The following is a 25550-nucleotide window of genomic DNA, read 5'->3' as shown; positions in this document are numbered from 1 at the left end:
AGCCGGCATATGGACACGCCTCATTTGACAGTACCCGCCGACGCATAGTGAGCTTGCGGTTCGACCGAGAGGGAAATTGCCCATGTGCGGCTTCTTCTGCATCTTCGACCCCGCCGGCGGCGCGCAGGCCCTGCGCCCCGTCGCGCTGCGCCAGGCGCGGCTGCTGCGCCATCGCGGCCCGGACTGGAGCGGCGTCCACGCCGACGACCGCGCGGTGCTCGCGCACGAACGCCTGGCCATCGTCGACGTCAACAACGGCGCGCAGCCGCTGCTGTCCAGCGACGGCGACCAGGTGCTCGCGGTCAACGGCGAGATCTACAACCACCGCGAGCTGCGCGCGCGCCTGGCCAGCGGCTATCCGTTCCGCACCGATTCGGACTGCGAGGTCATCCTGCCGCTGTACCGCGCACAAGGTCCGGAATTCCTCAACGAGCTGAAAGGCATGTTCGCCTTCGCGCTGTGGGACCGCGCGGCGGGCGACTGGCTGATCGCGCGCGACCCGATCGGTATCGTTCCGCTGTACACCGGCCGCGATGCGGATGGACGGCTGTACGTCTCCTCCGAGCTGAAGGGCCTGCAAGAGGTGTGCGTCAGCGTCGAGGAGTTCCCGCCCGGCAGCTACCAGACGCGCACGATGGCCGCGCCGGCGAAGTACTACCAGCCCGACTGGCGCGAGTTCGACGCGGTCGAGCACGGCCCGGCCGACGCCGGCGCGCTGCGTGGTGCGCTCGAGCGGGCGGTGCACAGCCACCTGATGACCGACGTGCCCTACGGCGTGCTGCTCTCCGGCGGCCTGGATTCCTCGCTGATCGCCGCGATCACCGCGCGCTTCGCCGCACGCCGCATCGAGGACGACGACCGCACCGAAGCCTGGTGGCCGCGCCTGCACACGTTCTCGATCGGCCTGGCCGGCTCGCCCGACCTCGCCGCGGCGCGCACCGTCGCCGAGCACCTGGGCACCGCGCACCACGAGTTCCATTTCACCGTGCAGGAAGGCCTCGACGCGCTGTCGGACGTAGTGCATCACATCGAGACCTACGACGTCACCACCATCCGCGCCTCCACGCCGATGTACCTGCTGGCGCGGCGCATCCGCGCGATGGGCATCAAGATGGTGCTGTCCGGCGAGGGCGCCGACGAGATCTTCGGCGGGTATCTGTATTTCCACATGGCACCGAACGATCGCGAGTTTCACGAAGAACTCGTGCGCAAGCTCGACGCGCTGCATTCCTACGACTGCCTGCGCGCGAACAAGTCGACCCTGGCCTGGGGCGTCGAGGCACGCGTGCCGTTCCTCGACCGCGACTTCCTCGACGCGGCGATGCGCACCGCGCCGTCGGCCAAGCGTCCGGTCGACGGCCGCATCGAGAAGCACATCCTGCGCGAGGCCGGCCGCGGCCTGCTGCCGGATGCGATCCTGTGGCGGCAGAAGGAACAGTTCTCCGACGGCGTCGGCTACGGCTGGATCGATTCGCTGAAGGCCCATGCCGAGGCGCAGGTCAGCGACGCGCAGATGGCGATCGCGGCGCAGCGCTTCCCGGTCAATCCGCCGGCGAGCAAGGAGGCGTATTTCTACCGCACCCTGTTCGACAAGCACTTCCCCGGCGAGAACGCCGCGCGCCTGGTGCCCGGCGGCCCGAGCATCGCCTGCTCGACGCCGACCGCCTACCGCTGGTCGCAGGAATTCGCCGGCAATGCCGATCCGTCCGGGCGCGCGATCCGGCGCGTGCACGTGGCCGAGCAGGGCGGCGCGGCGCCGGCGAAGGCCGCGTCGTGACGCGGCGCTGCGGCGACTGATCCGCACGCACGCCGCAGGCGGACGAGGGCGCGCGGGTGCGCGTACCCGGCTCCCTCACCCGCCGCGCGATGCGCGGCGACCTCTCCCGCGAGCGGGAGAGGTGAACGCTTCTTCCTTCCCCGCGCGACTTTCTTCCACGTGCGGCGCGAGATGTGCGAGCCCCTCCTTGCGGTGAGCGAGGAAGTTCCACGCCCCCTCTCCCGCTCGCGGGAGAGGGTCGGGGTGAGGGCGCTTTTTGCGCAATGCACGGGAGCGGCGAGCCGCCAGCGAACCCGCGCGAGTCGACGACGCCTCAGCGCGCCAGCGCGCGCCGCAGCGGATCGAGCAGCGCGCCGTAGCGCGCGGTGCGCGCGGTGTCGCGGTTCAGCGGTTGACGCACCTGCGCCGCGCTCGCGGTGCGCACGCTGCGCTCGGCTTCGTGGAAGCGCAGGCACGCCTCGTCGAACGGCAGGCCACAGAAATCGAGCAGCTCGCGCGTCTGCTGCTCCGGATCGGCCAGCAGCGCCTCGTAGACCTGCTCGCGCACGTGCTGCGGATGCGCCGCCGACCAGTGCCGCATCGCCGCGTCGTACACGTGCCAGTACGCGGCGAGGTCGCCGAGGTCGTAGCTGTACTCGTGCTCCCTCCAGAAGATCTGGCGGAAGCACGACCAGCACGTTTCCAGCGGATCGCGGCGGCAGTCGACGATGCGCGCGCCCGGCAGCATGCGCCGGATCGCCGCGGTCAGCATCCAGTTGGCCGGCGCCTTGTCGGTGAAGCGCGGGCGCCGTTCGCGCCAGCGCGCCGTGCGTTCGAGGTAGCGCTCGCCCAGGCGCCGCCAGTCGGCCGCGCCGGCGTCGGCGACCCAGTCGGGGAACGCGCGCGCGCGGCGCCGCGATTCCTCGCGGATGACCGCGCCCAGATCGCCCAGCTCGCTGGCGCCTTCCACCTGCGGATGCGCGGCGAGGATCTGTTCGGTCAGAGTCGAGGCCGAACGCGGCAGGCCGACGACGAAGATCGCCTCGGCGCCGAACTGCACGTCCGCCGGCACGAACGCGCTGCGCTCGAAAGTCGCCCGCAGGTGCTCCATCCAGCGCGCGAAGCCGGCGGCATCCCAGCGGAAGCCGCGCCGGGCGAGCGCGTTGGCGTCGACGTAGGCGTGGAAGGCCTCGGCGTGGCGTGCGGTGTCATCGAGCGCCTTGGCCAGGGCGAAGCGCGCGGTCAGCTGCTCGGCGTCGGGCAGGTCGCGGCGCCGCACGAGCGCCTGCAGGCGGCCCACGTCGTCGGCGTCCAGCCGCACCGACTTCAGGTTGGCCAGGCCCCACCACGCCTGCCCCGAATGCGGATGCTGCTGCAGCAGCTCGCGGTACTGCGCCGCCGATTCGTCGATGCGGCCGAGCATCATCAAGGCCTCGGCCAGCAGCAGGCGCGCGGACTCCAGCTGCGGTGCGAGTTCCAGCGCGCGCCGCAGCGGCGCTTCCGACTCCGCGGTGCGCCCGGCCATCGCCAGCGCGTTGCCGAGATTGGCCCAGGCCGGCGACAGGCCCGGATCGAGTTCGCAGGCGCGCCGCAGCGCCGCCAGCGCGGCCTCGCCCTGGCCGGTCTGGCCGAGCGCGCCACCGAGCGCGTTCTGGATCAGCGCATCGTCCGGCCGCTGCCGCGCGGCCTGCTGCAGCAGCGCGACCGCCTCCGCGGCGCGGCCGAGCTGGTGCAGGGCCAGCGCGTGCAGGCGCAGCGGCTCGGCATGCACGGGCGCCTCGCGCCGCGCCTGCGCGAAGCAGCGTTCGGCGGCGGCGAAGTCGCCGGCGTCGAAGCTGCGGTTGCCCTGCCGCAGGAACAGCAGCGCCGCGTCGCCGAGGCCGTGCAGGCGCTCGGGATCGGAGTCGGAGGAGGCGAGCGCCGGGGTCATCGCGCCGTGGGGTTCGCGTCGTGGAAAGCGTTCCAGCTTAGCAAGGGATCGCCGCGGGCTGGCAGGCGGCCGTTCCCGACGGGCGTCGCCGGCCGGCGGAGCGGCGGCGCGCGGAGGCGATCGTGCTGCGTCTAGAATTGAGGTCCGCGTCTCGACAGGGAATTCCCGTGAGCAGTCCGTTGCACGTCATCGTCCTCGCCGCCGGCGAGGGCAAGCGCATGAAGTCGGCCAAGCCGAAGGTCCTGATGCCGCTGGCCGGACGGCCGATGCTGGCGCACGTGCTGGACGCCGCACGCGCCCTGCAGCCGGCACGCATCCACCTGGTCTACGGCCATCTCGGCGAACAGGTGCGCGCGGCGCTGACCGACCTGGGTGACCTGGACTGGGTGCACCAGCCCGAGCAGCGCGGCACCGGCCACGCGGTGAAGCTGGCCATGCCCGGCGTGCCCGAGCAGGCGCGCGTGCTGATCCTCTACGGCGACGTGCCGCTGATCCGCGTCGACACCCTGCGCAAGCTGCTCGCGCTCGAATCGACGCTGGCCGCGCTGGTCACCCAGCTGGAGAGCCCGTACGGCTACGGCCGCGTCGTGCGCGACGGGCTGGGGCGCGTGCGCGCGATCGTCGAGGAGAAGGACGCCACGCCCGAGCAGCGCGCGATCACTTGGGTCAACAGCGGCATCCTCGCCGCCGACGCGCGCCGCCTGCGCGTGTGGATCGACAACCTGTCCGACGACAACGCGCAGCGCGAGTACTACCTGACCGACGTGTTCGCGCAGGCCAACGAGGAAGGCGAGCCGGCCGAGGCGAGCCTGTGCATCAACGCGCAGGAGGTGTTCGGCGCCAATGATCCGTGGCAGCTGGCCGCGCTGGAACGCACCTACCAGCGCCTGCGCGCCACGCACCTGGCGGCCGCCGGCGTACGCTTCGCCGATCCGGTGCGCTTCGACGTACGCGGCGACGTGCGCGTCGGCCGCGACGTCGAGATCGACGTCGACGTGATCCTCGAAGGCTTGGTCGAACTCGGCGACGAGGTGCGCATCGGGCCGTTCTGCCGCGTGCGCAACTCGACCCTGGCCGCCGGCACCGTGGTGCACTCGCACTGCAACCTCGACGGCGTGGTCACCCACGGTCCCTGCGACATCGGGCCGTTCGCGCGGCTGCGCCCGGGCACCGAGCTGGGCGCCGGCGCGCGCGTGGGCAACTTCGTCGAGACCAAGCAGGCGCGGCTCGGCGAGAACGCCAAGGCCAACCACCTTTCCTACCTCGGCGACGCCGAGGTCGGCGCCGGCGCCAACATCGGCGCCGGCACGATCACCTGCAACTACGACGGCGCGAACAAGCACGTCACGACGATCGAGGACGGCGCCTTCATCGGCTCGAACTCGTCGCTGGTGGCGCCGGTGAAGATCGGCAAGGACGCCACCATCGGCGCCGGCTCGGTGATCGGCCACGACGCGCCGGCCGGCGAGCTGACCGTTGCGCGCGCGCGCCAGACGACGGTGAGCGGCTGGCAGCGGCCGAAGAAGGGATAGACCGGCGGGCGGCGGCGGCCGCCCAAGCGTGGAATATTGTGCCGCCGCCCGTCCGGTTCGGGCGCGGCGGCCTCCGGCGCGCTTGCGCGCCGTCCGTACACATTTGGCTCTTGCTAGACTTGCGCCCCCTCATCCGGAGCAAGCGATGGACGCTGCTGCCCTGCCCCGTCCCGAAGACACTCGCGTCGCCGTCATCGGCCTCGGCTACGTCGGCCTGCCGCTGGCGGTCGGTTTCGGGCGCAAGCTGCCGACGCTCGGCTTCGACATCAACGCCGCGCGCATCGCCGAGCTGCGCTCGGGCCGCGACCACACGCTGGAGGTGTCGCCGCAGGAGCTGAAGGCCGCCGCGCAGCTGTCCTTCAGCGCCGACGCCGGCGACCTCGCCGCCTGCAACGTGTTCGTGGTCACCGTACCGACGCCGATCGACGACGCCAAGCGCCCGGACCTGCGCCCGCTCGAATCGGCCAGCCGCACGGTCGGCAAGGCGATCCGCCGCGGCGGCGTGGTGATCTTCGAATCGACCGTGTACCCGGGCGCGACCGAGGAGGTCTGCGTGCCGATCATCGAGCGCGAATCGGGCCTGAAATACAACGTCGACTTCTACGCCGGCTACAGCCCCGAGCGCATCAACCCGGGCGACAAGCAGCACCGCCTGGAGACGATCCTGAAGGTGACCTCCGGCTCGACGCCGCAGGCCGCCGACTTCGTCGACGCGCTGTACCGCCAGGTGGTCACCGCCGGCACGCACAAAGCCTCCAGCATCCGCGTCGCCGAGGCGGCCAAGGTCATCGAGAACACCCAGCGCGACCTCAACATCGCGCTGATCAACGAGCTGGCGCTGATCTTCCACCGCCTGGGCATCGACACCAGCGAGGTGCTCGCCGCGGCCGGCACCAAGTGGAACTTCCTGCCGTTCAAGCCCGGCCTGGTCGGCGGCCACTGCATCGGCGTGGACCCGTACTACCTGACGCACAAGGCGCAGCAGATCGGCTACCACCCCGAGGTGATCCTGTCCGGCCGCCGCATCAACGACGGCATGGGCGGCCACGTCGCCCACCGCGTGGTCAAGCTGATGACGCAGCGGCGCATCCACGCGGCCGGCTCGCGCATCCTGGTGCTCGGCCTGGCCTTCAAGGAGAACTGCCCGGACCTGCGCAACACGCGCGTGGTCGACGTGGTCGCCGAGCTGAACAGCTACCACGCCGAGGTCGAGATCCACGATCCGTGGGTCAGCGCCGAGGAAGCGCGTCACGAATACGGGCTGGATCTCGTATCGGAATTGAAGCCCGGCCATTACGACGCGGTGATCCTGGCCGTCGCCCATCACCAGTTCGTCGAGCTGGGCGCGGACGGCATCCGCGCGCTCGGCAAGCCCGGCAGCGTGCTGTTCGACGTCAAGCAGGCGCTGCCGCGCGAGAAGGTGGACGATCGCTTGTGATGATGGAGGGCTGAGGGCTGAGGGCTGAAAAAAGCTTCGCCGACGCCGCTTTTGTTCTTCAGCCCTCAGCCCTTCGCCCTCAGCCCTTTCCCCAGCCCTCAGCCCTCAGCTCTCAGCCCTTCCCCCAACAAAGGCCCCCGCTCCATGCGCATCCTCGTCACCGGCGCCGCCGGCTTCATCGGTTCGGCCCTGAGCGAACGCCTGCTCGCACGCGGCGACGAGGTGCTCGGCTACGACAACGTCAACGACTACTACGACCCGACGCTGAAGGAAGCGCGCCTGGCGCGCCTGACGCCGCAGCCGAAATTCGGCTTCGTGCGCGCCTCGCTGGAGGACCGCCCCGCGCTGGAAAAGGCCTTCGCCGAGTTCCGCCCGCAGCGCGTGGTCAACCTGGCCGCCCAGGCCGGCGTGCGCTACTCGCTGACCAATCCCTACGCCTACATCGAGGCCAACCTGGTCGGCTTCATCAACGTGCTCGAGGCCTGCCGCCACGGCGGCGTCGAGCACCTGGTCTACGCCTCGTCCAGCTCGGTCTACGGTGCCAACCGCAAGCTGCCGTTCTCGGTGCGCGATTCGGTCGACCATCCGGTCAGCCTGTACGCGGCGACCAAGAAGGCCAACGAGCTGATGGCGCACACCTACAGCCATCTTTACGCCCTGCCCACGACCGGGTTGCGATTCTTCACGGTCTATGGACCCTGGGGGCGGCCGGACATGGCATTGTTCCTGTTCACGCGCAAGATCCTCGCCGGCGAGCCGATCGAGGTGTTCAACCACGGCCGGCACACGCGCGACTTCACCTACGTCGACGACATCGTCGAGGGCGTCATCCGCACGCTGGACCGGGTTCCGGCGGCCGATCCGGCCTTCGACCCGCTGCAGCCGAACGCGGGTTCGTCGGCTGCGCCGTACCGGGTCTACAACATCGGCAACCACCAGCCGGTGGAGCTGGCGCACTACATCGAGGTGCTCGAGGCCAGGCTCGGCCGCAAGGCGGAGAAGATCCTCCTGCCGCTGCAGCCCGGCGACGTGCCGGACACCTACGCCGACGTCGAGGAGCTGTCGCGCGACACCGGCTACTCGCCGGCGACGCCGGTCGAGGTCGGCGTCGGGCGGTTCGTGGACTGGTACCGGGGTTTTTACGGGGTGTAGCCGCCGCCCTCGGCGCCTCCGGCCGGACCGTCCCGCTTGCGGGGCGGGACATTGAGGGTAAAATGTGATGCACTTCACACTTTTATGGGAACGGGGAGCCATGCCATGCGTTGCATCAGCCGAGTCCTGACCCTGCTGGCCGTCCTGCTGCTGAGCGCCTGCGCCAGCGGCGGCGGGACCACCGCAGCGCCGCCGCCGGTCAATCCGGAAGCCCAGGCGGTCAACCTCTACCGCATCGGCGTCGACGACATCCTCGAGGTGTCGGTCTGGCACAACCCCGATCTCAACGCGAAGGTGCCGGTACGCCCGGACGGCATGATCTCGGTGCCGCTGATCGGCGACGTCGCCGCCGGCGGCAAGACGCCGGAAGAGGTCTCCGCGGCGATCACCGACAAGCTCAAGGCCTACGTGCGCGACCCGCAGGTCGCGGTGATCCTGACCGAGCTGCGCAGCCACGAATACCTGTCGCGCGTGCGCGTGACCGGCGCCGTGCGGCAGCCGATCTCGGTGCCGTACCGCCAGGGCATGACCGTGCTCGACGCGGTACTCGCCGCCGGCGGCACCACCGATTTCGCCGCCGCCGACCGCACCGAGCTGTACCGCAAGGAAGCCGAAGGCGCGACGCGCTCCTACTCGGTGCGGCTGGACCGCATCCTGCAGAAGGGCGACCTGGCCACCAACTATCCGGCGCAGCCGGGCGACGTCATCACCGTTCCGGAACGCGTGTTCTAAGGCACGCATCCGATCGGCGACGGCACACCACGGCGGATTCCGATGGCCACCTCCCTGGCTCCTCTCAGCGAGCTCACCCCGATCCTCGTCACCGAGGCGCGCCGCCGCATGCTCACGCTCGGCACGCTGTTCGCGCTGATCGCGCTGGCCGCCCTGGTGATCGGCGCGACCTGGCCCAAGCGCTACGAATCGGCGACCACGATCCTGGTGCAGGAGAGCAACATCGTCACCGGCCTGATGGAAGGCCGCGCGGTGGCGACCACCGTGGCCGACCGCGCCTCGATCGCGCGCGAGGTGATCTTCAGCCGCAAGGTGATGGGCGACATCCTCGAGGTCGGCGGCTGGACGGCGCGGCAGCCGCCGCCGTCGCCGGTCGAGCAGGACCGCATCATCGAGACGATCACCAACCGCACCAAGATCACCAGCCCACGCGACAACCTGATCGAGATTTCCTACTCCGACGGCGACGCGGCGCGTTCCTACCGCGTCACGCAGCGGCTGGCCGAGTCGTTCATCCAGGAAAGCCTCGCCGCGAAGGAGCGCGAGAGCCGCAACGCGTTCGACTTCATCAACAGCCAGGTGGAGTCCTACCACAAGAAGCTGACCGACGCCGAGGACAAGCTGAAGGCCTACCGCGAGGCGAACGTCGACGCGCGCCCCGGCGGCGAGGCCGACAGCAACGCGCGCATCGCCCAGCTGCGCAGCCAGGTCGAGCAGGCGCGCATGGAGATGATGGAGCAGTCCTCGCGCGAGGGCGCGCTGGTGGCGCAGGTGTCGGGCGAATCGGAAGTCACCGCGGTGCAGACGCGCGACGGCCAGATCCGCGCCCAGCTGGCCGAACTGCAGGGCCAGCTCGACAAGCTGCTGCTGACCTACACCGACGACTATCCGGACGTGGTGCGCATCCGCCACCAGATGCAGGACCTGCAGGAATCGCTCAAGCGCAACGAGGCGCAGAAGGCGACCGCGAAGGCCGACAGCCCGTCGTCGATCGACAGCGCCGTGCAGTACAACCCGCTGTACACGGAACTGCGCAGCAAGCTCAACGAGGTGCGCCGCAACCGCGGCGCGACCGCCTCGCGCCTGGCCGCCAGCCAGACCATGCTCAACGACGAGCTGGAGCGCAGCAAGCGCATCGCCAGTTCCGAGAACGCGCTGTCGGAGCTGACGCGCGACTACGAAGTCAACCGCGACATCTACCAGGACCTGCTCAAGCGCCGCGAGAACGCGCGCGTGTCGATGGACCTCGACCAGAAGCAGCAGGGCCTGACCTTCCGCATCCAGGAGCCGGCGGTGATGCCGCTGCGCCCCTCCGGCCTGCGCCTGATGCATTTCGCGATGGCCGGCCTGGGCCTGGGCATCGTGCTGCCGCTGGGCCTGCTGTTCGGCTACGCGCGCTTCGACCCGCGCGCGCGCTCGGCGGCACAGATCGAGCGCATGGCCGGCGTGCCGGTGCTGGCGACGATCCCGGTCTACGCCACGCCCGGCGACCGCCGCCGCCACTTCATGCACGCGACACTGCTGCTGGCGATCATCGCCGCGGTCGGCGTCGCCTACGTCGCGATGTACTGGATCCGCCTGGAGGTTCTGCCGTGACGCCCGAGGACAACGCGCAGACTTCGTCCGAGCGCGGCGAAGCCGGCGTCGGCCAGCTCGCCGAGCGCCGCGCCGCCAGCCGCTCGATCGCGCGCATGGCCGAGACGCGCGAGCTGGCGCCGCGCCAGCTCGACGAGCGGCGCCTGATCCACCGCGACGATTCGGCGCGCGTGCAGGCCGACGCGTTCCGCGAGATCCGCACGCGCCTGCTCGCGCTCGGCGGCGAGCAGAACTTCGTCACCATGGTCGCGCCGGTCAGCTCCGGCTGCGGCGGCAGCTTCGTCGCGCGCAACCTCGCCGCGGCGTTCGCCTTCGACGAGGCCAAGACGGCGCTGCTGATCGACTGCAATCCGCGCCATCCGGCGCAGCAGAAGGCGCTGGGCATCGAAGCCGGCCCCGGCCTGATCGACTACCTCGACCATCCGGCGATCGGCGTCGAATCGATCATCTACCGCACCGGCATCCCGCGCCTGCGCCTGATCCCGGCCGGCAAGCCGCGCGAACTGAGCGGCGAGTATTTCTCCTCGTTCCGCATGCGCGCCGTGCTCGATTCGCTGCGCTGCCGCTATCCGGACCGCTACCTGTTCCTCGACGGTCCGGCGATCAAGGGTTCGCCGGACGCGCGCATCCTGTCCGAACTCGCCGACTTCGTGGTGCTGGTCGCCGGCTACGGCCGCGACACCCCGGCGGCGATCGCGCAGGCCACCGCGGCGTTCGATCCGAACCGCTTCGCCGGCGTCGTCTTCAACCAGCTGCCTTGAGCACCGGAGCATCCCGTCGGCGCGCGGAGCCGGGCCGCGGACGCCGAAGGGAAACCAGGGGGAGAACGGACATGCCCAAGCGCAGTGCCATCACCGCCGCCCTCGGTCTCGCGCTCGCCGCCTCGGCGGCCGCGGAACCGGCGCTCGACTATTCCGTCGGCGTATCGCTCAAGCACAGCGACAACATCAACTACAGCGAGCACGACCCGGTCAGCGAGGACGTGCTCGCGCCGCGCCTGGACTTCACCTTCACCCAGAAGGGCTCGACCCTGCAGGCCAACGCGGCCGGCTCGCTCGAATACCGCGACTACCTGCACGGCCGCTTCGGCAGCGAGCTGCACACCCTGCTCGCCGGCACGGCGGTGTGGACGCTGCTGCCCGAACGGCTGGACTGGTTCTTCCAGGACAACGCCGGCCGCGAGCCGATCAACGCGCTGCAGAGCAACGCGCCGTCGAACCAGCAGCAGACCAACGTCTTCACCACCGGCCCGACCCTGCACGCGCGCTTCAGCCAAACGCTGCAGGGGCAGTTCGACGCGCGCTACACCAACACCTACGCCGACACCAGCAGCCAGTTCAACAGCGACCGCTATTCCGCGCTCGGCGCGCTGCTCTACACGCTGACGCCGAGCGACACGCTCAGCGGCAACGTCAGCGGCTCGCAGGTGCGCTACGACCGCGCGCAGTCGCGCGGATTCGACTACGAGCGCCAGGACGCCTACCTCGGCTACCAGCGCACCAGCCGCGCGTTCACGCTCGAAGGCGCGGTCGGCTACAGCCATCTCGACCTGCAGGGCGGCAACGGCTCGCGCTCCGGATCGCTGCTGCGCGCCAGCGTGCGCTGGAACCCCAATCCGCGCACCAGCGTCGGCCTGTGGCTGGCGCGGCAGTACTCCGACGCGGCGCAGGACCTGGTCTTCAGCCCCGAGCAGATCCGCAACACCGGCATCGGCAGCGGCATCAACGGCTCGGTGCTGACGCCGCAGGTCTACGTCGAGAAGCGCGTCAACTTCGACGTGCGCCACCGCGAGGACCGCTTCTACTTCGACGTCGCGCCGTTCTGGCGCGAACTGGACTACGTGCTGGTCGACGGCAGCAGCGACGTCGGCCTCAACCAGCACTCGACCGGGTTCTACGCCGACGCCGGCTACTTCTTCCTGCCCACGCTGTGGCTGGAGGGCAACGTCGGCCGCGAACGCCGCCGCTACACCGACATCGCGCGCACCGACGACGACCTCGCCTACGGCGTGTCGCTCAACTACAAGCGCTCGCGCCACTGGCAGTGGGCGCTGCTGGCGCGGCACGAACGCCGCGACAGCGACACGCCCAACAACAGCTACGACGAGAACTCGGTCATGCTGACGGTGACCTTCCATCGCTAGCCGGCCGCCCGCATGACCTCCGCATCCCCACCGACCGCCGGCCGCCGCGTCGCGCTGATGTACCACGCGCTGACCGGCCCCGGCAGCCCGCCGGCCGGCCAGGACCTGCACTACAGCGTGCCGGCGCCGCGCTTCGACGCGCACCTGCGCCTGCTCGCCGCGCACGGCGGCGGATCGAGCGCGCGCGACTGGCTCGGCGGCGCACGGCCCGGCGCGATCGTGCTGACCTTCGACGACGGCCACCTCAGCAACTACGCGCTCGCCCTGCCGTCGCTGCTCGAGCACGGCGCGAGCGCGGACTTCTTCGTCAATCCCGCGCGCGTGGGCACGGACGGCTTCGCCGACTGGGCGCAGCTGCGCGAAATGGCGCGCCTGGGCATGTCGATCCAGTCGCACGGCTGGGACCATCGCTATTTCACCGCGCTGAGTCCGGCCGAGCTGCGCGAGGACCTGCACCGCTCGCGCGCCTCGATCGAGGACGCGATCGGCCAGCCGGTGCGCCTGCTCGCCCCGCCCGGCGGTCGCATGCCGGCCGACCTGCCCGCGCTCGCCGCGGAAGCCGGCTACAGCCACGTGCTCAATTCGCAGCCCGGCTTCCTGTCCGCCGGGGTTGCGCTGCTGCCGCGCATGGCGGTCACCGCGCAGCTCGACGAGGACGGCCTGCGCGCCTGGCTCGACGGCCGCGGCGTGGCCCGCGCGCAGCTGCGCTACGCAGTGCTCGGCCTGGCCAAGCGCGCGCTCGGCGACCGCGCCTACGAGCGCGCGCGGGCGCGCCTGCTCGGCCCGCAGCGGAGCGGCGCATGAGCCCGCGCCTGTGGTTCGCGGTGAGCTTCCTCGCCCTGGCCTACACCTTCGTCGGCTACGCCGTGGCGATGTGGCTGCGCGCGCGCCTGACGCCGCGCGCGATCGACGCGGCGGCGATCGAACCGGACGTGGACATCGTGCTGGTCGTGCACAACGCCGCCGCCGACCTCGCCGCCAAGCTCGACAACCTGCGCGCGCTGGACTATCCGCCCGAACGCCTGCGCTTCCACGTCGCCTCCGACGGCTCGGAGGACCTGACCGCCACCGTGCTGCACGACTGCGACGATCCGCGTCTGCAGCGCTACGTGTTCCCGATCCGACGCGGCAAGTCCGCGTGCCTGGGCGACGTGGTGCCGCAGCTGCGCGCCGAGGTGGTGGTCTTCGTCGACGTGCGCCAGCGCCTGGAGCCGGACGCGCTCCGCGCCCTGCTGCGCCCGCTCGCCGATCCCGCCGTCGGCGCGGTCAGCGGCGAGCTGATGTTCGAGCGCGAGGAAGGCGGCATCGCCGGCGGCGTGGACTTCTACTGGCGCTACGAGAAACAGATCCGCCGCGCCGAATCGGAAAGCGGCTCGGTCGTCGGCGTCAGCGGCGCGCTGTACGCCGCGCGGCGCGCGCTGCTGCCGCCGATTCCGCCGGGCCTGATCCTCGACGACCTGTGGATTCCGCTGCGCATCGCACGCGGCGGCGCGCGCGTGGTGTTCGCCGCCGACGCGCGCGCCTGGGACCGTCCCTCGCGCGACGCCGCGCTCGAAGCCGGGCGCAAGCGCCGCACGCTGGCCGGCAACTTCCAGCTGATCGCGCGCGAGCCGGCGCTGCTGCTGCCGTGGGCGCATCCGCTCGGCTGGCGTCTGTGGGGCCACAAGTGGCTGCGCCTGCTGGCGCCGTGGCTGATGCTGATCCTGTTCGCCAGCAACCTCGTGCTGGCGCCGACCTCGCCGAAGTGGGCGCTGCTGCTGCTCGCGCAGCTCGCCTTCTACGCCGCCGCGCTGGCCGGCATCGCCCGTCCCGCGCTGCTGCGCCACCTGCCGCTGCGCATCGCCGCGACCTTCGTGCGCATGAACGGCTACGCGGTGCTGGGCCTGGTCGATTTCCTGCGCGGACGCCAGACCCACCTGTGGTCGGTGACGCGGCCTTCGGACACGGTCTCGCCATGAGCGCCGAGCGGCCGCTGCGCGTGCTGTACGTGGTGTCGCTGTTTCCGTGCTGGTCGGAAACCTTCATCGCGCGCGAGATCGCCACCCTGGTCGCCGCCGGCGTCGACGTGCGCATCCTGTCGCTGAAGCCGCCGGGCGAGAAATTCGTGCAGCCGCAGGCCGCCGAGCTGCTGCCGCGCGTGCGCCATCCGGGCGGCACGCTGCGCGACGCGGCGGCCGCGTTCGGCGCCTGGCTGCGCCATCCGCGCGTGTTCGGCGGCGCCGCGCTGCGCATCGCCTGGCGCCTGCGCGCGCAGCCGGCGGCGCTGGCCAAGTCGCTGGTCGCGCTGATGCGCGGCATGGCGCAGCTGCGCTGGATCGGCGCGTTCGATCCGGACCTGCTGCACGCGCACTGGGCCACCTATCCGTCGACCGTGGCGATGAGCCTGGCGGCAGCGCTGCGCAAGCCGTTCGGCTTCACCGCGCACGCGCACGACATCTTCGTCGACGATCATCTGCTGCTGGAGAAACTGGGCAGGGCCGATCTTCCGGTGACGATCTCGCGCTACGGCGTCGACTGGCTCAGCGAGCGCGTCACCCCGCTGGCACGCGAGCGGCTGCACGTCGTGCACTGCGGCGTCGACCTGCCGGCCTTCGCCTTCCGCCGCGACGGCCGCGCCGGCGACCTGATCGCCGCCGTCGGCCGGCTCGACCCGATCAAGGGCTTCGACGTGCTGGTCGAGGCGCTCGCCCTGCTCGCCGCCGACGGCGTGCGCTTCCGCTGCCGCATCGTCGGCGAAGGCCCGCAGCAGGCCGCGCTGGAAGCGGCGATTGCGCGCCACGGCCTGCGCGACCGCATCGAGCTGCTCGGCGCGCGCCCGCAGGCCGAGGTGCGCGCGCTGCTGCACGAGGCCGCCTGCTTCGTGCTGCCCAGCGTGGTCACCGACGACGGCAACCGCGACGGCATCCCGGTCGCGCTGATGGAGGCGATGGCGGTCGGCGCGCCGGTGGTCAGCACCTTCGTCTCCGGCATCCCGGAACTGGTCGCCGACGGCCGCGACGGCCTGCTCGTGGCCGAGCGCGACCCCGCCGCGCTCGCCGCCGCCCTGCGCCGCCTGCTCGCCGACGCCGACCTGCGCGACGCCGTGGCCGCCGCCGCGCGCACGCGCGTGGAACGCGAGTTCGACGCGCGCATCGAGGCCGGCAAGCTGCTCGACCTGTTCCGGCAGGTGGCCCATGCGCGCTGAGACGCCCGTGCCGCTGTCGCCGCTGCCGCGCGAATCCGCACCGGAGTCCCTCGCCGGCGCGCGCGAGGCCACCCGCGTCGCGGTGAAGAAGCTGCTGGTGGTCACCGACGAGATGGAAGTGGGCGGCAGCCAGCGCCAGATCACGCATTTTTTGAAGAACCTCGACCGCACGCGCTGGCAGCCGACGCTGATCTACTTCCGCAAGCGCTCGTTCCTCGTCGACGAGCTGCTCGCCGCCGGCGTCGAGGTGATCGAGCTGCCCAAGCGCGGCCGCATCGATGCGGCGTTCGCGTGGCGTCTGGCCCGCGCGCTGCGCAGCGGGCGCTACGACGTCGTGCACTGCTTTTCGTTCACCGCCGAGCTGTGGGTGCGCGCGGTGCTGTGGGCGGCGCGTGACAGCGCGTTCGTCGCCTCGGTGCGCGGCCTGTGCCTGGACTACTCGCCGACCCAGTGGCGCTTCAAGCGCTGGATCCTCGGCCGCGCCGACGCGGTCGTGTCCAACGCGCGCGCCGGCGCGCAGGAGACCGCGCGGCGCACCGGCTTCCCGCTCGAGCGCATCGAGGTGATCCCGAACGGCATCGAGCCGCTGGCGCAGCCGGTCGACCGCGACGCGCTGCGCGGGCAGCTCGGCGCGACGCCGGGACGCAGCCTGGGCCTGTTCGTCGGCCGCCTGGTGGTCGAGAAGAACCTGCCGCTGCTGCTCGACGCGCTGGCGCGCATCGCACCGGGGCGGCGGCCGCTGTTCCTGCTCGCCGGCGGCGGTCCGCTCGAAGCCGACCTGCGTGCGCGCAGCACGGCGCTCGGGCTGGACGACGACCTGCGCCTGCTCGGCGAGCGCAGCGACAGCCGCCGGCTGATGGCCGCGGCCGACTTCCTGGTGCTGCCCTCGCGCGAGGAAGGCCTTTCCAACGTGCTGCTCGAGGCGATGGACGCCGGCTGCGCGACCTTGGCCTCCGACGTCGGCGGCAATCCCGAGATCGTCGACGACGGCCGCACCGGGCTGCTGTTCCGCTCCGGCGACGCGGCGCAGCTGGCCGAACGCATGCAGTCGCTCAGCTCTGACGCTACCCTGCGCGCTCGGCTCGCCGCCGCCGCATCCGAACAGGTGCGCACGCAATACCGTATCGAAACGCTGGTCCGCCGCACCGAGGCGGTCTACGCGAAGATTTGCTGAATCATCACCGACGCACGGCGGGCGACCGCCGCGCGACGAACGACCCGCCGCAGGCCCAGGATTGCACGTGTCCAACCCCACTCCCCCGCCCATCAGCGTCATCGGCGACCTGCTGCTCGCGATCGGCACGGCCGCGGCGCCCGCCCTGGCGGTTCCGGACGGCTACACGCGCCTGCCGAGCGGGGACGAACGCATCGCCATCGCGGTGCGCGGCGCGGTGCGCCACGGCGTGACAGCCGACGGCACGCACTGGCTGGCCGTGGCCGACCTGGTCGACGGCGACCTCGCCGAAGGCGCCGCCGCCTACGCCGGCCCGGTCGTCCAGAACGGCTGGCGCGGCCGCTTCGCGCAGCTGCTGTGGCAGCCCGGCCGCGAACGCCTGGTCGCCGTGACCGACCACTTCTCGACCCTGCCGCTGTACGTGTTCCGCCACGCCGACGGCCTCTACGTGGCCAGCGACCTGCGTCTGCTCGCGGCGCTGCCGCAGTGCGCGCGCACGATCGACAAGGTGGCGGTCTACCACTACCTCAACTTCGGCTGCATCCCGGCGCCGCACACGATCTGCCGCGAGATCGCCCACGTCGAACCCGGCACCCGCGCGAGCTGGGAGGCCGGCACGCTGCATCTGGAGCGCTACTTCCTGCCCGAGTATCCGCAGGACCTGCACGGCGACGAGGACCGGCTCGCCGCCGACCTGCGCGAACGCATCGTCGAGACGGTGCACGACTACCGCCCCGGCGGCGAGGCCGATTCGTGGGGCTGCTTCCTGTCCGGCGGCACCGACAGCTCCAGCATCGTGTCGATCCTCGCGCACCAGCAGCCGCCGCGGCGCGTGCGCAGCTTCTCGATCGGCTTCGCCGAGGCCGGCTACGACGAGCTGGATTTCGCGCGGCTCGCCGCCGAAGCCTGCGGCGCGGAGCCGTCCTTCGCCACGGTCGGCCGCGAGCAGACGACCTCGCTGGTCGACTCCATCGTGCGCCACTACGACCAGCCGTTCGGCAACGCCTCGGCGGTGCCGACCCTGGCCTGCGCCGACCTCGCGCGCCGCCACGGCGTCGACGTGCTGCTCGCCGGCGACGGCGGCGACGAGATCTTCGGCGGCAACCAGCGCTACGCCAAGGACTGGGTGATGGAATCGTTCTATCGCCTGCCGCCGCCGCTGAAGGCGCTCGGCCGCGCCGTCGGCCGCGGCGCCGGGCGCAGCGCGAACCATTTCCTGCAGCGAGTGGACAACTTCTTCCGCCGCTCCTCGCTGCCCAATCCGGACCGCTTCTACACCGACGATTCGTTCGCCTCGGACTACTACGAGAAGCTGCTCACCCCGGCGTTCCGCGCCGAGGTCGGCCGCGATGCCTCGCTGGAGTTCATGCGCGAGCTGTACGCGCGCGGCGGCGAGGCCAGCCCGCTGCACCGGATCATGCGCCTGGACCTTTCGATGGCGATCGCACAGAACGACCTGGTCAAGGTGCACGGCGCGTGCAAGGCCAGCGGCGTCAGCGTGCGCTATCCGTACGTCGATCCGGCCCTGGTCGCCTACACCGGGCGCCTGCCGGCGCAGTACAAGGTGCGCCGCACGCACAAGCGCTACCTGTTCAAGCGCGCGATGGCGCAGGTGCTGCCGGAGGCGATCCTGCGCAAGAAGAAGCAGGGCTTCGGCCTGCCGATCGCGGTCTGGCTGCGCAGCGACCCGGCCTTCATCGAAACGGTCAAGGGCGTGCTGTTCGATGCGCGCACGCGCCAGCGCGGCTGGTTCGAGCCGGGCTGCGTGGAAGCGCTGATCGACGAACACATGCGCGGCAGCTGGGACCATTCCGGCGCGATCTGGCAGATGCTGGTGCTCGAACTGTGGCTGCGCAGGCATCTCGATGGCCGCTGATTCGCGCCCGCTGCGCATCCTCATGGTGCTGGAGAGCCCGTTTCCGTCGTACGGCGGCGGCGGCGCCGAGTCGCAGGTGCGCACGCTCGGCCGCGCGCTGCGCCGGCTCGGCCACCGCGTGACCGTGCTGACGCCGCTGTTCGCCAACGGACCGCAGCGACGCGTCGAGCGCGTCGACGGCCTGCCGGTGTGCCGCCTGGCCTACCCGCGCGTGAGCGGCTTCGGCAGCCTGGTGCTGTGGACGCGGCTGCTGCTGTTCCTGCGCCGCCGCCGGCACCGCTACGACGCGCTGCACGCGCACATCGCGCACTACCTCGCCGCACTGTGCTGCGCGCAAGGCCGGTGCCTGCGCCTGCCGGTGATCGTCAAGTTCACCGGGCAGTGGGAACTGGAGCGCGGCCTGCTGGTGCCGCAGCCGAGCGCGGCCACGCGCTGGTTCAAGTCGCTGCTGCGTCGCGCGACCGCCTACCAGGCGATCAGCCGGCGCATCGGCCGCGAGGCGGTCGCGCGCGGCCTGCCCGGCGAACTGGTCGTGCAGCTGCCCAACGCGGTCGACGTCGAGCGCTTCCGCGCCGAGCGCGCGCCGCGCCGCGCGGACGCGCCGCTGAGCGTGGTCTACGTCGGCCGCCTGCAGCAGCACAAGGGCCTGGACACCCTGCTGCGCGGCTGGCAGCGCGCGTTCCCGCAGGCGGGCGCGGCGCAGCTGCAGCTGATCGGCAAGGGCGAGGACGAGGCCAAGCTGCGCGCGCTCGCCGACGAACTGGGCATCGCCGCGCAGCTGTCCTTCGCCGGCCATCGCGACGACGTCGAGCAGGCGCTGGCCGGCGCGGACGTCGCGGTGCTGCCGTCGATCATCGAAGGACTGTCCAACTCGCTGCTCGAATTCATGGCCAGCGGCCTGCCGGTGATCGCCAGCGAGGTCAGCGGCAGCGAGGACTTCATCGTCACGCGGCGCAACGGCTGGCTGTTCCCGGTCGGCGACGCCGACGCGCTCGCCGCGGCGCTGCGCGAGGCGCAGTCGATGCCGCCGGAGGCGCTGCGCGCGTTCGGCCGCCAGGGACGCGCCGACGTCGAGCGCCGCGCCGGGCTGGAGCGCGTCGTCGCGCGGCTGCTCGCGCTGTACCGCGGCGCCGCGCCCGCCACGATCGCCGACGACGTCGCCGTCGTCGCGAGGGAGCACTGACATGTGCGGCATCGTCGGCATCGTCGCCGCGCCGGGGCAGCCGCTGGCGGAGGAAAGCGTCGGCCGCGCGATGAACGCGGCGATCGTGCACCGCGGCCCGGACGACGAAGGCATCTACCGCGACGAGCAGGCGATGATCGGCATGCGCCGCCTGTCGATCATCGACCTCGCCGGCGGCCACCAGCCGCTGCACGGCGCCGGCGGCCAGGTGCAGGTCGTGTTCAACGGCGAGATCTACAACTACCGCGAGCTGCGCGCCGAGCTGGAACAGCGCGGCTGCCGTTTCGCCACGCAGTCCGACACCGAAGTCATCGTGCACGGCTACCTCGAGTTCGGCGAACGCTGCTTCGAGCGCCTGCACGGCATGTTCGCCATCGCGATCTGGGACGCGCGCTCGCGCACGCTGCTGCTGGCGCGCGACCGCTTCGGCGAGAAGCCGCTGTTCTACGACGACGACGGCCGCCGCCTGGCCTTCGCCAGCGAGCTGAAGTCGCTGCTGCAGGTGCCGGGCTTCCGCCGCGAGATCGACGCCGACGCGGTGCAGTCGTACCTGTGCTTCGGCTACGTGCCGGCGCCGGCGAGCATCTTCGCCGGCGTGCGCAAGCTGCCGCCGGCGCACTACCTGCGCTACGCCGGCGGCCGCTGCAGCCTGCATCGCTACTGGACGCTGGAATTCGGCCAGCGCGCCGGCCTGTCCGAGGCCGACGCGGAAAACGAACTGGAATCGCTGCTGGAGCAGGCGGTGTCGAGCCGTCTCGTCGCCGACGTGCCGTTCGGCGCGTTCCTCAGCGGCGGGCTCGACTCGAGCGTGGTCGTCGCGCTGATGGCGCGGCAGATGAACCGGCCGGTCAGCACGTTCTCGATCGGCTTCCGCGAGGACGCGTTCAACGAGCTGTCCGACGCGCGCCGCGTCGCGCAGCATTTCGGCACCGACCATCACGAGTTCATCGTCGAGCCGGACGCGGTGGAGCTGTTCGAAAAGCTCGTCTGGCACCTGGACGAGCCGTTCGCCGATTCGTCGGCGATCCCGACCTACCTCGTCGCGCAGCTGGCGCGGCGCAGCGTCAAGATGGTGCTGACCGGCGACGGCGGCGACGAGGCCCTCGCCGGCTACGACCGCTACCTGCGCTACCTGCGCCTGCGCCGGCTCGGCGCGGCGCGCCCGCTCGCCGCGCTGGCCGCGCGCGCCGGCGGGCACCTGCTGCCGGGCAGCCGCGGCTACCGGCTGCGGCGCATCGGCGAACGCCTGGCGCAGACCTTTCCCGACGACTACCTCAGCGGCGTCGCGCTGACGCGCGCGGACACCGCCGCGGCGCTGCTCGGCCGCGCCGAGCCGGACCACTATCGCGGGCTCGATGCGATCCTGCGCGAGGTGCCGGATGGCGATCCGCTCGACCGCATCGTCGCGATCGACCTGCACAGCTACCTGCCGGACGACATCCTGGTCAAGCTCGACCGCACCGCGATGGCCAATTCGCTGGAGGGCCGCGCGCCGCTGCTCGACCATCGCCTGGTCGAATTCGCCGTGCGCCTGCCGCACGAGCTGCGCGTGCGCGACGGCCGCGGCAAGTACCTGCTGCGCAAGGTCGCCGAGCGCTGGCTGCCGCCGGCGCAGCTGTCCAAGCCGAAGCAGGGCTTCGCGATCCCGCTGGCCGACTGGTTCCGCGGCGACCTGCGCGAGCTGGCCGCCGACGTGATCGGCAGCCGCGCGTTCCGCGAGCGCGGCCTGCTCGACGCGAACGTGGCCGCCGCGCATCTGGCCGCGCACGTGGCCGGCGACGCCGACCACGGCGAGATCCTGTGGTCGATCGTCTCGCTGGAATCGTGGGCGCGGCGCTTCCTCGACGGCGTCGTGCCGGCCTGACGCCATGCTGCGCGCCCTGCTGCTGTTCCAGATCCTCTACACGGTCTACCAGGGCCACTACTCGTTCGAGACCGGCATTCCCGGCGTCAACCTGCCCAACATGCTGTTCGCGGTGACCTTGGTCGCGATCCTGGCGCGCTCGGAGAAGGACGCGCTGCAGGGCGAGCCGGCGCTGCTGAAGTCGGCCATCGTGGTGTTCTTCGCCGCGCTGCTGCAGGCCTTCGTGCTGGCACAGATGGCCGCGCCCGGCGATTTCATGCTCGACGTGAACTACCTGCGCAACGCGCTGGTGTCGCCGCTGCTGTACTTCATGTATCTGCGCTGCCGGCAGGACCTGGCGACGACGCGGCTGCTGATCATCGCCGTGCTCGCGGTCGCCGCGCTGGCCGGCCTGCAGGCCGTGCGGCAGGGCCTGGACTACGGCATCGGCACCTACAACGAGACGCATCGCGCGTCCGGCCCGTTCGGCCCGGACTACCGCGACGCCAACCGCGCCGGCATCTACTACGCGATGTTCCTGCCGATGTTCGTCGGCCTGGCGCTGTTCATGCGCAAGCAGCGCCTGTGGCGGCTGGCGGCGATTGCCGGCATCGGCCTGCTGGCGATGGCGGTCCTGGTCACCTACTCGCGCCAGTCGTACTTCATCGCGATCGCCGGCGCGGCGCTGCTGCTGCTCCGGCGCAACATCGTGCTCGCGGTCGTGCTCGGCGCGGCGCTGGTGTCGATGTCGGGCCTGCTGCCGGAAAGCGTGAACCAGCGCGTGGCCGAGACCAAGCAGCGCGACACGCACGGCGCCGAGGTGCTCGACGAGAGCACCACCAGCCGCTGGGAGATCTGGTCCGGCGCGATCGCGATGTGGTCCGAGCATCCGCTCGGCGTCGGCCTGAACCGCTTCAAGACGCAGATCGGCAACTACTCCAGCCACAAGGGCTACGACGCGCACAACTTCTACGTGCTGACGCTGGCCGAGATGGGCGTGCAGGGACTGGCCGCGCTGCTGTTCGTGTTCTACGCGCTGTTCCGCCTGACCGGCTTCCTGCGCCGCAACGTGCCCGACGACGATCCCGAGGCGCGCGCGCTGGCGGTGGGGTTCACCGTGACCACGATCAGCGCCGCGCTGGGCAACCTCTACGGCAGCCCGTTCCTGGAGAACAACGTCTTCGGAACCTACTGGATCCTGTGCGGCCTGCTCGAGCGCTACATGCGCCTGAAGCAGGAATCGCGGCCGACCGTGACACAGGCCACCGACGAGGACCCGCGCGAGAGCATGCTGGAACGCTTCCCGCTGCTCGCGCGCAGCCAGCCCGGATTGCGTGGCCGCCGCGGAGGCGAGCCGTGAGCGCCGGCTCGCGCAAGGCGACGATCGTGCTGTCCGGGCTGAACCTCGGCGGCAAGCTGCTGGCGCTGGGCAAGACGCTGCTGGTGGCGGGCCTGTTCGGCACCTCCGGCATGCTCGATGCGTTCTGGGTCGCCTACTCGCTGCCGCTGCTGCTGCCGGGCCTGCTGACCTCGACGCTGACCGTCGCCTTCGTGCCGCGCTTCGTCGCCAAGCTCGCCGGGCGCACCGGCCCGGACGTCTGGCGCGGCGCCAACACGCTGCTGACCCTGGTGCTGCTGCTCGCGCTCGGCGGCAGCGTGCTGATGTACGTGCAGGCCGGATCGCTGGTGCGCCTGCTCGCGCCGGGCCTGGCGCCGGACACGCACGATCGCGCGGTGACGCTGACCCGCATGCTGCTGCCGTGCGTCGGCCTGATCACGATGTCCTCGCTGCTGTCGGCGCTGAGCCTGGCGCGCGAGCGTTTCGTGTTGCCCGGAATGGAAGGCATCGTCAACAACATCGCGGTGGTCGCCTGCGCGCTGCTGTTCGCGCACAGCGCCGGCGTCACCGCGCTGATCTGGGGCGTGATCCTCGGCTACGCGCTGCAAGCCACCTTGCTGGTGATCGGCAACCGCGACCTGCTGGCGAGCAGCGTGCGGCCGGCATTCGACTACGCGCACGAGGATTTCCGCGCGCCGTTCGCGCACCTGCTGCCTCTGTTCGTCGGTTCGGCCGGCGCGATGCTGACCGGCTTCGTCGACCAGTACTTCGTCTCGCTGCTCGATTCGGGCTCGATCTCGGCGCTGAGCTACGCCAGCATGCTCGCCTACCTGCCGCTGGAAGTGTTCGCGCAGGCCGTCATCACCACCTACTACCCGCCGCTCGGCCGCCTGTTCGCGGCCGGCGACTCCGCCGGCGCGGCCGCGACCTACGCGCACGGCGTGCGCTTCCTGCTGTTCCTGACGCTGCCGTGCGCGACCCTGCTCGCGCTGCTGGCGCAGCCGGTGGTCGAGCTGCTGCTGCAGCGCGGACATTTCGACGCGCGCTCGACCCTGCTCACGGTCGAGGCGCTGGGCTTCCTCTCGCTGGTGGTGATCGCGCGCGCACACGCCTACTTCAGCTACCGCGTGCTGCACGCCGCGCGCTGGGCGTGGACGCAGGTCGGCATCGGCCTCGCCGGCGTGCTGACCTGCATCGCGCTCAACGCGCTGTGGGCGCGCGAACTGGGCCTGCGCGGCATCGCGCTGTCGACGCTGATCGCGGCGATCCAGTCGGCCGTGCTGTCGACCTGGGCCGTACGACGCCTGCTGCGCGTGCCGTGGCCGCCCGGCTTCGGCCGCGAACTCGCCAGCGTGGTAGTGCCGTGCGCGGTGCTGGTCGCGATCGTGCTGCCGGCGAACCGTCTGATCGGCCCTTCCGACGGCAACTGGCTGCGCGCGCTGGCGCACTGCCTGGTGGCGCTGCCGGCGCTGGCCATCGCGCTTGCCGTGGCCTGGCGCCTGCGCCAGCCCGACCTGCTCGACGCCGTCACCGCGATCACGGCCCGCCTGCACCGAAAACGGAGCACCGCCTGATGACGCGCGCCGAGCCCATCTCCTGCGAGCTGCTGTGCCAGGCCGACGAGCCGCACCTGCAGCAGATCTACGCCGGCTTCGGCATGCTCGCGCGGCAGGGACGCATCCGCCTGCATCAGCGGCTGCTGCCGACCGATTTCCACCAGCCCGACCTGCCGGCGCATCTCGTCGACGTGCGCGCCTCGCATCTGGTCGTCGTGGCCGAAGGGCTGCGCATCGGCTACGACGTGCACGACGCGAGCGAGGTGAACGCCGAGCTGCTCGAGCGCGTCGACGTCTACTTCAAGCGCAGCTGGGAAGAAGCCCAGGTGGCCGCCTGCGCGGCGCCGGAGTGCGTGCTGCCGCTCGGCGCCAACGTGTGGGTGCACGACGCCGCGCCGAGCCTGCCGGCATGGCAGCGCTCGCGCCTGCTGCACGGCCCGGAACGGCTGAAGTCCGGCCTGCGCGCGCTCGGGCTCGATCGCCTGCTCGGCGACCGCCTGTTCACGCCGCGCCTGTCCGACCTCGAGGCGCCGCCGCCGCTCGACCTGCCGCCGCGCGTACTGTTCCTCGCCGAAGCCTGGGATCCCGACACCGCGCCGTCGGCGGAAACCGCCGCCGAACGCCTCGTCATCAACGCGCTGCGCGCCGGCTGCATGCGCGCGCTGCGCGAGGAGTTCGGCGAGCGCGCCACCTGCGGCTTCCGCGCCACGCCGTTCGCGCGGCGCGCCCATCCCGACCTGGTCGTGGACGACGCGCGCCTGACGCGCAAGCGCAACTACCTCGCCCTGGTGCGCGAACATCCGATCTGCATCGCCAGCAGCGGGCTGCACCGCTCGATCGGCTGGAAGTTCGCCGAGTACCTGGCGATGTCGCGCGCGATCGTTTCCGAGCACCTGTACATGCGCCTGCCGGGGCCGTTCGCGGCCGGCAACCACTACCTGGAGTTCCACGACGCCCCGTCCTGCGCCGCCGCCGTGCGCCGCCTGATGGATGACGCTGCCGAGCGCACGCGCATGATGCAGGCCAACTTCGACTACTACCGCGGGCACGGGCGGCCGGATGCGCTGGTCGCCGCCTCGCTGCAGACCGCGCTGTCGCGCTCCGAGCCGGTCTGAC

General features: G+C 71.5%; 19 protein-coding genes. 18 read left to right on the top strand and 1 reads right to left on the bottom strand.

All coding sequences use genetic code 11. The features are described 5' to 3' along the window. Positions 1 to 82: 82 nt before the first annotated feature. Complete coding sequence (asnB, locus tag ACFO6Q_RS05360) at positions 83 to 1777, top strand: asparagine synthase B (RefSeq protein WP_380019533.1); 1695 nt, start codon at positions 83 to 85, stop codon at positions 1775 to 1777. Positions 1778 to 2090: 313 nt separating this feature from the next. On the opposite strand, the gene ACFO6Q_RS05355 is transcribed toward asnB (ACFO6Q_RS05360), so the two are convergent. After that, a complete protein-coding gene (locus ACFO6Q_RS05355) occupies positions 2091 to 3686 on the bottom strand; it encodes a tetratricopeptide repeat-containing sulfotransferase family protein (RefSeq protein WP_380019532.1) in 1596 nt (531 codons plus the stop codon). Positions 3687 to 3853: 167 nt separating this feature from the next. Here ACFO6Q_RS05355 and glmU point away from each other — a divergent pair, with 167 nt between their 5' ends. From glmU to ACFO6Q_RS05270, 17 genes are all read left to right on the top strand, one after another. Then, positions 3854 to 5218, top strand: a complete 1365-nt coding sequence (glmU, locus tag ACFO6Q_RS05350) for a bifunctional UDP-N-acetylglucosamine diphosphorylase/glucosamine-1-phosphate N-acetyltransferase GlmU (RefSeq protein WP_380019531.1) — start codon at positions 3854 to 3856, stop codon at positions 5216 to 5218. 145 nt (positions 5219 to 5363) lie between these two features. Further along, a complete protein-coding gene (gene tviB, locus ACFO6Q_RS05345) occupies positions 5364 to 6656 on the top strand; it encodes a Vi polysaccharide biosynthesis UDP-N-acetylglucosamine C-6 dehydrogenase TviB (RefSeq protein WP_380019530.1) in 1293 nt (430 codons plus the stop codon). 144 nt (positions 6657 to 6800) lie between these two features. Then, complete coding sequence (locus tag ACFO6Q_RS05340; protein WP_380019529.1) at positions 6801 to 7808, top strand: NAD-dependent epimerase; 1008 nt, start codon at positions 6801 to 6803, stop codon at positions 7806 to 7808. Positions 7809 to 7913: 105 nt separating this feature from the next. Then, positions 7914 to 8540, top strand: a complete 627-nt coding sequence (locus ACFO6Q_RS05335) for an XrtA/PEP-CTERM system exopolysaccharide export protein (RefSeq protein ID WP_380019528.1) — start codon at positions 7914 to 7916, stop codon at positions 8538 to 8540. Between the two features lie 42 nt (positions 8541 to 8582). Beyond that, positions 8583 to 10136 (top strand): XrtA system polysaccharide chain length determinant, encoded by a 1554-nt coding sequence (locus tag ACFO6Q_RS05330; protein ID WP_380019527.1) that lies wholly within the window; start codon positions 8583 to 8585, stop codon positions 10134 to 10136. Further along, positions 10133 to 10897, top strand: a complete 765-nt coding sequence (locus ACFO6Q_RS05325; protein ID WP_380019526.1) for a P-loop NTPase family protein — start codon at positions 10133 to 10135, stop codon at positions 10895 to 10897. Before ACFO6Q_RS05330 ends, ACFO6Q_RS05325 begins: the two co-directional genes overlap by 4 nt. A gap of 71 nt (positions 10898 to 10968) precedes the next feature. Next, entirely contained in the window at positions 10969 to 12279 is a 1311-nt protein-coding gene (locus ACFO6Q_RS05320; protein ID WP_380019525.1) for an outer membrane beta-barrel protein, read from the top strand. A 12-nt stretch (positions 12280 to 12291) separates the two neighbouring features. Further along, positions 12292 to 13083, top strand: a complete 792-nt coding sequence (locus tag ACFO6Q_RS05315; protein WP_380019524.1) for a polysaccharide deacetylase family protein — start codon at positions 12292 to 12294, stop codon at positions 13081 to 13083. Continuing rightward, on the top strand, positions 13080 to 14237 hold the full coding sequence (locus tag ACFO6Q_RS05310; protein ID WP_380019523.1) for a glycosyltransferase: 1158 nt from the start codon (positions 13080 to 13082) through the stop codon (positions 14235 to 14237). The genes ACFO6Q_RS05315 and ACFO6Q_RS05310 overlap by 4 nt, the downstream gene beginning before the upstream one ends. Continuing rightward, positions 14234 to 15463: a glycosyltransferase gene (locus ACFO6Q_RS05305; RefSeq protein WP_380019522.1), complete on the top strand. Its 1230-nt coding sequence runs from the start codon at positions 14234 to 14236 to the stop codon at positions 15461 to 15463. The genes ACFO6Q_RS05310 and ACFO6Q_RS05305 overlap by 4 nt, the downstream gene beginning before the upstream one ends. Continuing rightward, positions 15453 to 16637 carry a glycosyltransferase family 4 protein gene (locus ACFO6Q_RS05300; RefSeq protein ID WP_380019521.1) on the top strand — a complete coding sequence of 395 codons (1185 nt, stop codon included), beginning with the start codon at positions 15453 to 15455 and terminating at the stop codon, positions 16635 to 16637. The genes ACFO6Q_RS05305 and ACFO6Q_RS05300 overlap by 11 nt, the downstream gene beginning before the upstream one ends. 67 nt (positions 16638 to 16704) lie before the next feature. Continuing rightward, complete coding sequence (locus ACFO6Q_RS05295) at positions 16705 to 18513, top strand: asparagine synthetase B family protein (RefSeq protein ID WP_380019520.1); 1809 nt, start codon at positions 16705 to 16707, stop codon at positions 18511 to 18513. Then, on the top strand, positions 18503 to 19696 hold the full coding sequence (locus ACFO6Q_RS05290) for a glycosyltransferase (protein WP_380019519.1): 1194 nt from the start codon (positions 18503 to 18505) through the stop codon (positions 19694 to 19696). Before ACFO6Q_RS05295 ends, ACFO6Q_RS05290 begins: the two co-directional genes overlap by 11 nt. A gap of 1 nt (position 19697) precedes the next feature. Next, positions 19698 to 21560, top strand: a complete 1863-nt coding sequence (gene asnB / locus ACFO6Q_RS05285) for an asparagine synthase (glutamine-hydrolyzing) (RefSeq protein WP_380019518.1) — start codon at positions 19698 to 19700, stop codon at positions 21558 to 21560. Positions 21561 to 21564: 4 nt separating this feature from the next. Beyond that, positions 21565 to 22899 carry an O-antigen ligase family protein gene (locus ACFO6Q_RS05280; RefSeq protein WP_380019517.1) on the top strand — a complete coding sequence of 445 codons (1335 nt, stop codon included), beginning with the start codon at positions 21565 to 21567 and terminating at the stop codon, positions 22897 to 22899. Next, positions 22896 to 24452: a murein biosynthesis integral membrane protein MurJ gene (gene murJ, locus ACFO6Q_RS05275; protein ID WP_380019516.1), complete on the top strand. Its 1557-nt coding sequence runs from the start codon at positions 22896 to 22898 to the stop codon at positions 24450 to 24452. The genes ACFO6Q_RS05280 and murJ overlap by 4 nt, the downstream gene beginning before the upstream one ends. After that, positions 24452 to 25549 carry a hypothetical protein gene (locus ACFO6Q_RS05270; protein WP_380019515.1) on the top strand — a complete coding sequence of 366 codons (1098 nt, stop codon included), beginning with the start codon at positions 24452 to 24454 and terminating at the stop codon, positions 25547 to 25549. Before murJ ends, ACFO6Q_RS05270 begins: the two co-directional genes overlap by 1 nt. The last annotated feature ends 1 nt before the right edge of the window (position 25550 follow it).

Source organism: Dokdonella ginsengisoli (genome assembly GCF_042652785.1).
Classification (GTDB): domain Bacteria; phylum Pseudomonadota; class Gammaproteobacteria; order Xanthomonadales; family Rhodanobacteraceae; genus Dokdonella_A; species Dokdonella_A ginsengisoli.
This window is presented reverse-complemented; position numbering and strand designations above follow the sequence as displayed.

What these genes read in the sequence shown, in the direction of transcription:
- asnB (WP_380019533.1), top strand. Translation starts at nt 83, where the DNA reads ATGTGCGGCTTCTTCTGCATCTTCGACCCCGCCGGCGGCGCGCAGGCC.
- ACFO6Q_RS05355 (WP_380019532.1), bottom strand. Translation starts at nt 3,686, where the DNA reads ATGACCCCGGCGCTCGCCTCCTCCGACTCCGATCCCGAGCGCCTGCAC.
- tviB (WP_380019530.1), top strand. Translation starts at nt 5,364, where the DNA reads ATGGACGCTGCTGCCCTGCCCCGTCCCGAAGACACTCGCGTCGCCGTC.
- ACFO6Q_RS05340 (WP_380019529.1), top strand. Translation starts at nt 6,801, where the DNA reads ATGCGCATCCTCGTCACCGGCGCCGCCGGCTTCATCGGTTCGGCCCTG.
- ACFO6Q_RS05335 (WP_380019528.1), top strand. Translation starts at nt 7,914, where the DNA reads ATGCGTTGCATCAGCCGAGTCCTGACCCTGCTGGCCGTCCTGCTGCTG.
- ACFO6Q_RS05330 (WP_380019527.1), top strand. Translation starts at nt 8,583, where the DNA reads ATGGCCACCTCCCTGGCTCCTCTCAGCGAGCTCACCCCGATCCTCGTC.
- ACFO6Q_RS05320 (WP_380019525.1), top strand. Translation starts at nt 10,969, where the DNA reads ATGCCCAAGCGCAGTGCCATCACCGCCGCCCTCGGTCTCGCGCTCGCC.
- ACFO6Q_RS05315 (WP_380019524.1), top strand. Translation starts at nt 12,292, where the DNA reads ATGACCTCCGCATCCCCACCGACCGCCGGCCGCCGCGTCGCGCTGATG.
- ACFO6Q_RS05310 (WP_380019523.1), top strand. Translation starts at nt 13,080, where the DNA reads ATGAGCCCGCGCCTGTGGTTCGCGGTGAGCTTCCTCGCCCTGGCCTAC.
- ACFO6Q_RS05305 (WP_380019522.1), top strand. Translation starts at nt 14,234, where the DNA reads ATGAGCGCCGAGCGGCCGCTGCGCGTGCTGTACGTGGTGTCGCTGTTT.
- ACFO6Q_RS05300 (WP_380019521.1), top strand. Translation starts at nt 15,453, where the DNA reads ATGCGCGCTGAGACGCCCGTGCCGCTGTCGCCGCTGCCGCGCGAATCC.
- ACFO6Q_RS05290 (WP_380019519.1), top strand. Translation starts at nt 18,503, where the DNA reads ATGGCCGCTGATTCGCGCCCGCTGCGCATCCTCATGGTGCTGGAGAGC.
- asnB (WP_380019518.1), top strand. Translation starts at nt 19,698, where the DNA reads ATGTGCGGCATCGTCGGCATCGTCGCCGCGCCGGGGCAGCCGCTGGCG.
- ACFO6Q_RS05280 (WP_380019517.1), top strand. Translation starts at nt 21,565, where the DNA reads ATGCTGCGCGCCCTGCTGCTGTTCCAGATCCTCTACACGGTCTACCAG.
- ACFO6Q_RS05270 (WP_380019515.1), top strand. Translation starts at nt 24,452, where the DNA reads ATGACGCGCGCCGAGCCCATCTCCTGCGAGCTGCTGTGCCAGGCCGAC.